The organism is Anabaena sp. CA = ATCC 33047 (assembly GCF_963870205.1).
Lineage (GTDB): Bacteria > Cyanobacteriota > Cyanobacteriia > Cyanobacteriales > Nostocaceae > Trichormus.
In genome coordinates this window covers 1-10915 of record NZ_CAWMSA010000056.1, presented here as the reverse complement: position 1 = coordinate 10915, position 10915 = coordinate 1, and the positions used below count along the sequence as shown (strand labels likewise).

9 protein-coding genes are annotated in these 10915 nt (G+C 42.7%); 3 read left to right on the top strand and 6 right to left on the bottom strand.

The annotated features are described in order from the left end of the window. Positions 1-165: 165 nt before the first annotated feature. Entirely contained in the window at positions 166-2646 is a 2481-nt protein-coding gene (locus AACS98_RS16760; RefSeq protein ID WP_066381891.1) for a type IV pilus secretin family protein, read from the top strand. A gap of 131 nt (positions 2647-2777) precedes the next feature. Here the strand turns inward: AACS98_RS16760 and psaK (AACS98_RS16755) are convergent, their stop codons facing one another. Together psaK (AACS98_RS16755) and psaK (AACS98_RS16750) are read right to left on the bottom strand one after the other, a co-directional pair. Further along, positions 2778-3056 (bottom strand): photosystem I reaction center subunit PsaK, encoded by a 279-nt coding sequence (gene psaK / locus AACS98_RS16755; protein WP_197480119.1) that lies wholly within the window; start codon positions 3054-3056, stop codon positions 2778-2780. 243 nt (positions 3057-3299) lie between these two features. After that, positions 3300-3551, bottom strand: coding sequence for a photosystem I reaction center subunit PsaK (psaK, locus tag AACS98_RS16750; protein WP_066382349.1), 252 nt, complete (start codon positions 3549-3551; stop codon positions 3300-3302). A 573-nt stretch (positions 3552-4124) separates the two neighbouring features. On the opposite strand from psaK (AACS98_RS16750), the gene AACS98_RS16745 reads away from it, so the two are divergent. Together AACS98_RS16745 and AACS98_RS16740 are read left to right on the top strand one after the other, a co-directional pair. Then, positions 4125-4766: a Uma2 family endonuclease gene (locus AACS98_RS16745; RefSeq protein WP_066381889.1), complete on the top strand. Its 642-nt coding sequence runs from the start codon at positions 4125-4127 to the stop codon at positions 4764-4766. A 31-nt stretch (positions 4767-4797) separates the two neighbouring features. Next, complete coding sequence (locus AACS98_RS16740) at positions 4798-5436, top strand: phosphoribosylanthranilate isomerase (RefSeq protein WP_066381888.1); 639 nt, start codon at positions 4798-4800, stop codon at positions 5434-5436. Here the strand turns inward: AACS98_RS16740 and AACS98_RS16735 are convergent. The 4 genes from AACS98_RS16735 to AACS98_RS16720 form a co-directional block, all read right to left on the bottom strand. Continuing rightward, positions 5433-5987: a hypothetical protein gene (locus AACS98_RS16735; protein WP_066381886.1), complete on the bottom strand. Its 555-nt coding sequence runs from the start codon at positions 5985-5987 to the stop codon at positions 5433-5435. The genes AACS98_RS16740 and AACS98_RS16735 overlap by 4 nt on opposite strands. A gap of 190 nt (positions 5988-6177) precedes the next feature. Further along, entirely contained in the window at positions 6178-7401 is a 1224-nt protein-coding gene (locus AACS98_RS16730) for a type II secretion system F family protein (RefSeq protein WP_066381881.1), read from the bottom strand. 91 nt (positions 7402-7492) lie between these two features. Then, positions 7493-8608, bottom strand: a complete 1116-nt coding sequence (locus AACS98_RS16725; RefSeq protein WP_066381875.1) for a type IV pilus twitching motility protein PilT — start codon at positions 8606-8608, stop codon at positions 7493-7495. Positions 8609-8706: 98 nt separating this feature from the next. Next, a complete protein-coding gene (locus AACS98_RS16720) occupies positions 8707-10719 on the bottom strand; it encodes a GspE/PulE family protein (protein WP_066381872.1) in 2013 nt (670 codons plus the stop codon). Positions 10720-10915: the final 196 nt, after the last annotated feature.

Here is a 10915-nt window from a genome sequence, read left to right as displayed (position 1 = left end):
GGGGATGAGGGAGATGAGGGAGATGAGGGAGATGAGGGAGATGAGGGAGATGAGGGAGATGAGGGAGATGAGGAGAAAAACTCTTACTCAGTCCCCAGTCCCCAGTCCCCAGTCCCCAGTCCCTAATTTTGAATTTTGAATTGCTTATTAGGTGAGGAATGAACTGTGAAACAGCTTCACGGTAATAATTTTATATTGGGTGCTGCGGCTTTGTCGTTTCTAGCAGCCCAACCAGTATTAGCACAAGTTACACAAGTTAATGAAGTCAAGCTAAACCCCGTCAATGGGGGAGTTAGCCTGATATTAAAAACTTCTGCCGGTTCGCGTCCCCAAATTTTTACCACAAAAAGAGGCAACGCTTTAGTTTCAGATATTATCAACACACAACTGCGTTTACCACAAGGTAAAAATTTCCGTCAAGAAAATCCTGCGCCGGGAATTGTCTCAGTTGAAGTTGTTCAACTCGATGCTAATAGTATCAGAGTCATAGTCACTGGTAATAATGATGCACCCAGTGGTCAACCTGTAGTCAGAAAACCAGAAGCAATTACCCTGAGTTACACGCCATCAACCGGAACCGCAGCATCAGCCCCAAATATCCCCACGCCACCAGTATCTACAAACCCACCCACATCTACAACACCACCTACATCTGCACAGGCTCAACCCGGTGCAGTGCCAAATGTGCTTGTACCCAACCCAGAAATCACAATTGATGGTAAACCCGCCCAACCTGCGGGAGTAGGTCAACCCGTCAGCCAAGCCCCCCCATTCTTACCTAGAGCCGTCGCCCCCCCAGTTGGAGACATTGCCATTTCTGCCACAGATGCGTCTCCTAGCACCATTGATTTAGGTACTCAAGAACGTGTTCCCCGCTTGGTGTTGCGGGATGCACCAGTGCGTGAGGTTTTATCGTTGTTGGCTCGTGCTGCTAATCTCAACTTAGCTTATATAGGTGGAGAAGAGGGTACACAGGGACAGCCAACTCAGCAAACCATCTCTTTAGATATCGAAAATGAGCCAGTGCAAGATGTGTTTAACTACGTTTTGCGTCTGAGTGGTTTAGAAGCTAACCGCAGTAATAGAACTATTTTTGTAGGGCCGAAGCTACCTAACTCTACCCGTGATATAGTCATGCGTAGCTTAAGGCTCAATCAGGTAAATGTGGGAGTCGCGTTAAATTTTCTGGTGGGCTTAGGTGCTGAAACTGCTGTCAGCAGAGAACGCCAAGTGACTAATGTTAATGCTGTACCTGTAGGTACTGGAGTTGCACCTATTACCCAAACCCAGACAACTACAGAAACTAGAGTTGAAACTCAACGGATTGATTTTCAAGACTCGAAGCCTTTACTGAGAGGGTTACAAGCATTAGGAGACGAGCGTACCAATGCGCTGACTTTAATTGGAACTCCCAGGTTAGTTGAGATGGCAATAACTCAATTAACTCAGCTTGATATTCGTCGTCGTCAAGTGGTGGTTAATGTCAAAATTATTGATGTCAACCTGACAGGAGACCAACTGTATAACAGTAGTGTTGCTTTTGGCATTGGTAAAAATTACTTTTCTGTTGATGGCGGTACAGCATCTCTAAATTTTGGTGGTCTTAATCCACCTAGTTCTAACTCTGTGCGTACTAATCTCAATCCAACGGTGACTGCTAACCCCTATAGTGGTGGTAATACTTTCTTGGATTTAACCCAATCTGTTGGCCCTGTTCCTAACACTGGAGTAGACACGAGAAGAATCACTATCAACAATCCCGGTGGAGGCTCTATTAATGATACACCAGGTCAGGATCTAAGCTTTTTACAGAGAAGAGCAGGTATTTCAGGAGATCCGTTCAGTACAGGAATTACTGAGGTGACAGAAGGAACACCAAATATTATCAGAAGAACTACTACTACCAATCCAACAACAGGAGTAGTAACTGAAACTACGACAGTGGAAGAAGGAACTCGTGGGGCTATAACTGCTGCACTACCTAGTCTATTTCAGTATCCTAAACGTCTTTTAGCTAGCTTGCAAGCTCAAATTACAAATGGCAACGCCAAGATATTAACCGACCCTACCTTAATTGTACAAGAAGGGCAGCAGGCTAATGTCAAGCTAACACAAGAAGTGCTTGGAAACCTTAAAAGTGAAGTAACTCGTGGTGAAGGTACTTCTATACAAACGATTACAGCTGAGAAAACAGAAGTGGGTTTAACCCTATCAGTTAAAGTGGATCGGATTGATGACAATGGTTTTGTTTCCCTATCAGTTGCACCGGTTGTCAAAGCACCTCAATCTGAAGCTGATCTAAATGTTGGCGGAGGCGGTAGCCAAAGAATCTTTTTGGTGTCTGAACGCTCTCTTAATTCCGGTTTGATTCGGCTAAGAGATGGTCAGACACTAATTCTCTCAGGTATTATTCAAGACCAAGATAGAACAAGTGTTTCTAAGCTTCCCATTTTGGGTGATATTCCGCTAATTGGTTCACTGTTTAGAAGAACAAACAGAGAGAATGAACGCAGAGAGGTAATTGTATTACTCACACCTCAAGTTATGGATGACTCAGAAAACTCAGCTTACGGCTATAACTATACACCTAGCCCACAGGTGCGGCAAATGCTTGAGCGTCGTGGTTTAGGTACACCCCGGCGTTAAGCCACGAGCTAGGTATAAATAATCACCTGACACCACAAGCTTATCAGTCTTGTGGTATTTTTTCGTTATATCCTACCAATGTAGAGACGTTTCATGCAACGTCTCTACAAGATTCTGAAAATCGCTGCAAATTAAATCACACCGAGATTAGTCAAGCCCAAAACAGCAGCAACACCAATGAGATGACCAAAACTCATAGCTGCTAAGAAAGTGCCAACACTGGGATTATTAAACAATGATGGGAAAGGTAAAGGCATTTTCGGGCCTACATGGGGTTCCTCAATTGACCAGCCAGCAATTAGCAAAACTAATAAACAACTACCAATAATAATAGGTGTTCCTGTCCAGTTCCAAGTTGTCCCGGTGTTAGGAACAGTAACTTGGACTGCAAATATTATTGATGACAACATAGTTTTTTCTCCTGCATGAGTCATAAGATTTAGCCGTCAGTTAACAGCCACCTCAATACTCCGCTTGCAGAAGTTGTATAATCCTCTCTCAAAAGAAAGGTTTAGATATCGCACACTGTAGAGACGTTGCATGCAACGTCTCTATATGGGATAAAAGTATTTTCATCAACTTAGCTTTTAACTCCCCTCTCCGCGTCGGAGAGGGGTAGAGGTCAAATTAAAGCGTCTTGCTGATATCCCAATTTACAGACGACCGATATTAGTTAGTCCCAAGACAATACCAATACCGATAACATGACCAAAAGCCATTGCACCGATAAATGCACCGAGACTTACAGGTAGTCCAGGTAATTTCGGGCCGACTTGGGGCTGATCAATTTTGAGAGTTAGTAAAAGAGCTACTACACTGCTAGCACTGATAATAATGGCTACGGTAGGACTCCATTCAGGAGTTACGGGTACAGATGCAGCAGCAGCTAATAAAGATGTAATCAAGCTTTTTTCTCCTAAATATAAAGGTCGAGGTAAAACTAGACCTAGAAAATTATAGAGTTTGTTAGGACACAACCGAAATTCATCAACCATAGGACTTACGCAAGTGTCCCATTACAGATGTCTCGTAGGGTGCGTCAGACTGTTTAAATGCTGTCAATAAACGTATTTTTGATATCTGACGCACCCTACTAGCGTGGCAAGGCTAAAGTAGTGCAAAAATATAGTTTTTGTGGTGCGGGCTTCTAGCCTGCACCGGACGGGCTAGAAGCCCGTACCACAAGAGAGTTTTAATGCAATATTTAAGGCTTGCCACGCACCCTACTAATATGCTAGTTGCGTCAGTCCTGAATCAAAATCAGCTTAGAACCTCTTGTTTCCGGCTCTATGATGGGGTTTAGAAGGAGAAAAGCGTTATATCTTGCACCATTCTCAATAAGCTTAAGGCGATGCACACCTAACAAGGTAAAACTAAAGCTTTGAGCAACTTCCAAGCAATGCCCACCCTACAAACATTATCATCAAGAAACAGGTGCAAGATGTGTGTAAAGCCAATATTTTGGGGAGAAATCAATTATGGTAGCGATCGCACAATCAGCAGAGACTAGAAGTTTACTCTACAACATTAGCTGGCAAACGTTTAAAACTATGTTAGCGGAGATGGGTACAGAACGCAGCTACCGACTGGCTTACGACAATGGAACAGTAGAAATTATGACTCCTCTAATACTACACGAAAACTCAAACCGCCTAATTGAAGGTTTTGTATTTGTTCTGTGCGAAGAATTGGGTTTAGAAATTAAACGTTCTGGCTCTTTAACTTTAACGCGGGATGATTTAAAACGGGGAGCAGAGCCAGATAGTAGCTATTACATCCAAAATGAAGCTTTAGTCAGAAATAAAGAAAATATTGACCTAGCCATTGACCCACCGCCTGATTTGGTGCTAGAAGTCGAATATTCTCGTTCGGCGATAGATAAGCTCAAGCTGTATGCAGCGATGGGAGTACCTGAGTTTTGGCGTTATAACGGCAGTACATTCAGAATTTATACGCTTGTAGAGGGGCAATATTCAGAAGCCGAAATCAGCTTGACTTTTGCACCAGTACCAGTCAGGGAAATCCCCCAGTTTCTTGTCGCCGCTAAACAGAATGGGGAAGTCTCTACTACTCGTGCTTTTCGTGCTTGGGTGCGAGATAAAATTGCTACAGTGCAGTAATCCAGTAGTAATCACTAATATAAAAATGTCTATGCGTGTGAAAATTTGCGGTATTACTAACCCAGAACAAGCACAGGCGATCGCCACTCTAGGCGCAACGGCGTTAGGATTTATCTGTGTACCTGCTTCGCCTCGTTACGTTACCCCAGCACAAATTCAGCGAGCGATCGCACCACTACCAGCCCACATTGACAAAATTGGCGTTTTTGCCAATATCACAATTGCAGAAATTTGTCAAATTGTACTTGATTCTGGATTAACTGGGGTACAATTACACGGAGATGAAACCCCAGAATTTTGTTACCAGTTGCGTCAAGCTCTCCCAGCAGTCGAAATCATTAAAGCTCTGAGAGTTCGCAATTTAGAACATCTGAAGCAAGTCAGTATTTACACTGAATTTATAGATACTTTATTACTAGATGCCTATCATCCGCAACAATTGGGAGGCACAGGTAAAACTTTAGATTGGCAGATGTTAGAGCAATTTCGTCCTAGCTGCCCTTGGTTACTAGCGGGAGGACTCACGCCAGATAATATCTTAACAGCCTTGAGTCAGCTTCATCCCGATGGTATTGATTTATCTAGCGGTGTAGAAGTTAAACCTGGTGATAAAGATTTAAAGAAAGTTGCCTTACTGTTTGAGAAATTGGCGAGTCGGGAGTCAAGTTAACCCCTAGCCTCTAGCCCCTCTTGATCTTTCTCATCTAAAAGTTGTAAAGCTGTTGTTTGAATCACAAACGGCAATTCTGCACCGATAAGCCCCCGTTGAATCCGTTCTGAGGTTTCGCTAAACACTACAAATAACGGATATACAGTATTAGCTCCTTCGCTTAAAATATGACTGTGACGATGGGGCATCAACCATTCATAGTCTTGGTTGAGGAACACCTGAGTTTGTCGCCAACGTCCCAACAAATCAGAAAAGTCTTCATGGGGACGATGGATAAAAATTAAAATTTCGGCTCCAGTTTTGATTTTCCACTCTGGATCACACATTAAAATTGCGACATCACAAGGGAGACAGATTGCCTGTGTAGTTGCAGATGCAGCATGACGTAAACGAACTATTGGCAGAGGGATAGTAATCAAGCTTTCATCTGGACGGCGTAGACTGGGAATTAATTCCAAGTATGGACGGTGTTGCTTGAGTAGTGCGATCGCTTGGAGATGATTGCTATACTCTGCCAAGCTCGCCTCATAGTAAGATTTCTGCACAGGCATAAAAATTCAAAATTCTCTCATTCAAAATTCAAAATTAATAAAACCACTGAAAAGTCTGCTGTAAATTAACTTATTTCAATTGCTCCAATTCAAATCTAAAATCCTTAATTCAGATAATAGAAAATAGAGAAATTTTAAATTAATTAGTCTGATGTTTTGAACTTTAATTTTTGAATTGGAGTACAGCCACCTATCCCAACTTTTCAAATACCTTAAATAAAGGTAGATACATCGACAGCAAAATTGTACCCACCATACCCCCCAAAACCAAAATCATAATTGGTTCTAAAACGCTGGTTAATGCTTTTACAGCTTGTTCTACTTCATCCTCATAGAAGTCAGCAATTTTCATCAACATTCCATCTAACTCCCCAGTTTCTTCGCCAATACTAATCATTTGAATTGCCATTGGTGGAAAAACTTGCTCTTTTTGTAGAGCTAGACTAATCATACCACCTTGTTGAATTTCGGCTCGCGCTGCATCAATAGCATTAGCAACCACCTGATTCCCTGATGTATCTCGCACAATTTCCAAAGATGTCAGAATAGGTACACCAGAACGAGTCAAAGAACCAAAAGTCCGACTAAACCGCGCAACTGAAGATTTTTGAATCAAGTCACCAAACAAAGGCATTTTTAAAGAAAGACGGTCAATTGTTTCTTTACCAACACGGGTTTTATAATACTGTGTATAGGCAAATTTCAAACCTACAATAGTACCAACAATCAGTAAGGAACGCCAACTTCTCAAAATTTCGCTACAAGTCATTAAAAATTGAGTTAGTGCCGGTAATTCTGTGCCTAATTCTACGAAAATTCTCGCAAAAATCGGGATGAGAAAAACAGTCATTCCCACAAAAATACCAGTAGCCAAAATACCAACAACCACCGGATAAGCCAAGGCTGATTTAATTTGGTTCTGTAATCTCGCCATATCTTCTAATAACTTAGCTAGGCGATTTAGAACTTCATCGAGAACACCACCCACCTCACCAGCCTGAATCATACTGACATATAAACCATCAAAACAGTCAGGATGCTTACGCATAGCATCTGACAAATTCACACCACTTTGAACATCGTTGCTAATATCAATTAGAGCCTGTTTCAGTTTCTTATTCTCACACTGATCAGCTAACACACCTAGCCCTCGGACAATGGCAACACCCGCATTTACCAAAGTAGCCAGTTGTCGGGAAAAAACCGCTTTTTCTTTAACAGTAACTTTGACAAAAGAAGTCTGTAATTTTTCAAAATCAAAATTCGCCGAGAAACTTTGAGACTGCTTAATTTCTTGAACTACAAAACCTTTGTCTCTAAGATTGCTGCGAGCATCTGCCAAGGATTCGGCAACAACTTTTTCGCTCCTAGTTTTTCCTTGTGAATCCCGAACACGGGCAACAAATGTTGGCATAATTCAATTTAAAATTAAAAATTAATAATTTAGTCAATAGTCCATAGTCCATATAGCAATTGACTAATGACTAATGACTAATGGCTAATGACTAATGTGCTTTTACAGCACCAGCTTTGGCTGCTTGTGAAGCTGATGGGCCAATGAGGCGTTGAATTTCATCTGGTTTAGAAGTTTTAGACATAGCGGCTTCAAAAGAGATGATTCCAGCTTTGTAATAGTCTGCCAAAACCTTTTCTAAAGTCTGCATTCCTAATTTACCGCCAGTTTGAATTGCCGAGTAAATTTGTGATGTTTTCCCTTCACGAATTAAGTTAGAAATAGCGGGAGTAACAATCATAATTTCTTGCGCCATAATCCGACCAAATTCACCGGGTTTAGGATTTTTCTTGGGTACTAATGTTTGGCTAAATACTGCGACTAAAGAGTTAGATAATTGTACCCGGACTTGAGTTTGTTTTTCGTGGGGGAAAACATCAATAATCCGGTCTACAGTTTGCGCGGCTGAACTGGTGTGTAGTGTGCCAAACACTAAATGTCCTGTTTCTGCTGCCGAAATCGCCAAAGAAATTGTTTCTAAATCTCGCATTTCTCCCACCAGAATAATATCTGGATCTTCTCGGAGGGATGCTTTTAAGGCATTAGCAAAACTCTTGGTATCCTCACCCAATTGTCGTTGGTGAACTAGACTTTTAATTGGTTCGTAGACAAATTCAATCGGGTCTTCTACTGTTAAAATATGCTCGGCTTTTGTGCGGTTAATCAAGTCAATCATTGCCGCCAGAGTAGTGGTTTTACCTGAACCAGTAGGGCCTGTCACCAGAATTAATCCTCTGGGTTTATCACACATTTCTCTGACAACATCTGGTAAACCTAATTTTTCAAAATTAGGAATTTTGGAACTGAGCGCGCGTAAACAAGCGGCATAGGCACCACGCTCTTTATAAACGTTCACCCGAAAACGTGCTAAACCTTTAACACCATAGGAACAATCTAATTCCCAGGTTTGTTCTAAGGTTTTACGCTGGGTATTATTGAGCATACTAAAAATTAATCTTTGGCATTGATCAGTTGTTAATAGCTCATCGCCTATGGGTGTGAGTTTGCCACTGATGCGGAAATAGGGAGGTAATCCGGCGGATAAGTGCATATCCGAACCACCCATTTCAATCATTTGTTCCATCAAGTCTTCAATCATCAATTCCATAGTTCTGCTCCCTTTTGTTATTTATTCAATCCATCGTCCAAAGTCAAAACTCTTGACTATCGTCAGGTTGTGATTAAGCACGTTTGAATTATTAATTACTAATCCACAAACCGAGGTGTCATACAGTAGGGACAATCCAACCATTCGGGTTGTAAGATGGCATTACAACTGCGGCAGGTAAGTCCACTCTTACGCTTGGCTTTTAATTCAGCTTCTAAACCTGTATCTGTGAATGTCACCCGTTCTACCTCTTCTAGAGTCGTAGCACCTTGGCGTACTAAGTCCAGACTGTAAGCCAGCAAGGTTTTCATGCCTTCTTCTACGGCTACTTCCTTGATGCGTTCTGTGGGTGCTTCTTCGTTGATTAAAGTTTGTAAGTTTTCACTAATCCGCATGACTTCATAAACACCACAGCGTCCTTTGTAGCCGACACCATTACAACTTGGGCAAAGCTGATTTTGGGCCTTAGCGTCAGCGATCGCTTCGGATGGTATGGTATTAGCCTTATAGAAGGTAACGCCGACTTCTTGAGATGCAGACATCCCATAACGTGCTAACTCTTCCGGTGTCGGAGTGTAAGGAATACGACAATCAGAACAGACACGCCGCACCAAGCGTTGAGCTAACACACCAATCAAAGAACTAGAAACCATGAACGGCTCAATGCCCATTTCTCCCAAACGCGCGATCGCACCAGGAGCATCATTGGTATGTAAAGTAGTTAACACTAAGTGACCAGTCAAAGCAGCTTCAATCGCTGTTTTGGCTGTTTCTTTATCTCGCGTTTCACCCACCAATAGCACATCCGGATCTTGTCGCAAAAACGCCCGCAACGCCGTGGCAAAATCCAGCCCTTTTTCCCGAATTACCTGTACTTGGGTAATCCCCGGTAAACTGTATTCAATTGGGTCTTCTACCGTACTGATATTAATTCCCGGTGAGTTCTTTTCTGACAGTGCCGAATACAGCGAAGTTGTTTTACCAGAACCCGTAGGCCCAGTCACCAAAATCAACCCGAAAGGCTTGCTGACCATATCCTTAACAATCTGCAACGTTTCCGGGTCAGTAATTAACTTATCTAATCCCAATTGAGTAGCAGAGTTATCCAGAATCCGCAGACAAACCTTTTCACCGTAGCGACTCGGCAGAGTATTCACCCGGAAATCGACTTTCCGTCCCTCAAACATCCGTCTGATCCGCCCGTCTTGGGGTAAACGCCTTTCAGCAATATCCAAGTTAGAGATAATTTTAAATCGGGCTGTAACTGCGGGGATGATTTTTTTCGGTAGGGGGTCGAAAGCTTCCCGCAATACACCGTCCTTGCGGAAGCGGATGCGGAGGTTTTCTTCTTGTGGTTCAACGTGGATATCAGAAACCTTCTCATGCAAAGCTTTTGCTAGGATTCTATTCACAAGATTGATAACTGGTGCATCCTCTGCACCCTTCATTGCTGCTCCTAAATCAGCCTCCATTTCTTCAGGAGCATCTTCGATATTGAGATTACCGAGATTTTCTAAATCTTGATTAATATCTGTAAATTTTTCTTGTTCTATGTGCTTTTGGCGCACAGCCAAGTCATCCAAATATTGGTTGATGAGCTGTTGGTAATCCTCCTGAGTAATCACCATGCGCTGTAATGCTAAACCTTGTGGACGCAAAATCCGGTTAAGGTCATCCGAAGCTTCTAAATTGTCAGGAGCAACCATCGCCACTAAAACACTAGGCGGTTTGTGTTCATCATTTCTCGATAGTGGTACTAAACGATGGCGACGACAGATATCTACCGGGATTAGGGTATCGATGAGGTTCGCCACCATCGTGTTACCGATATTGTTAACCTCTGGGTCAAGGAATTCAACACCGTATAGTATTTTTAGTTCAAATAATTGCTGTTTCTTGTATTGTCTGAGAAATTCAGGTGATAATTGTCGCCCAGTCATTGACTCCAGAACTTCTGTCAAGGGTCTACCAGACTTGCGACTTTCAATCAGTGCCTGTCTCATTTGGTCGGTATTTACATAGCCAGATTGTACTAGCTTGTTCCCAAAAGGCGAAAACTCGGTTCTTGTAGTGAGTGCAGTGCTGCGGCGTTGTGGTGAGGATTGAGTCATAGGTGAGCCATGAGTAGGGAAAACCTCTGCTTAGAGTATTCCCAACCTGAGCCACAGAATTTTCATGGAAACCACGTAAATTCAGGTGAAAACTTGAAAGTGTGTCCGGGAGTAGGGGAGGCAGGGGAGCAGGGGAGGCAGGGGAGGCAGGGGAGGCAGGGGAGCAGGGGAGGCAGGGGAGGCAGGGGAGTAGGGG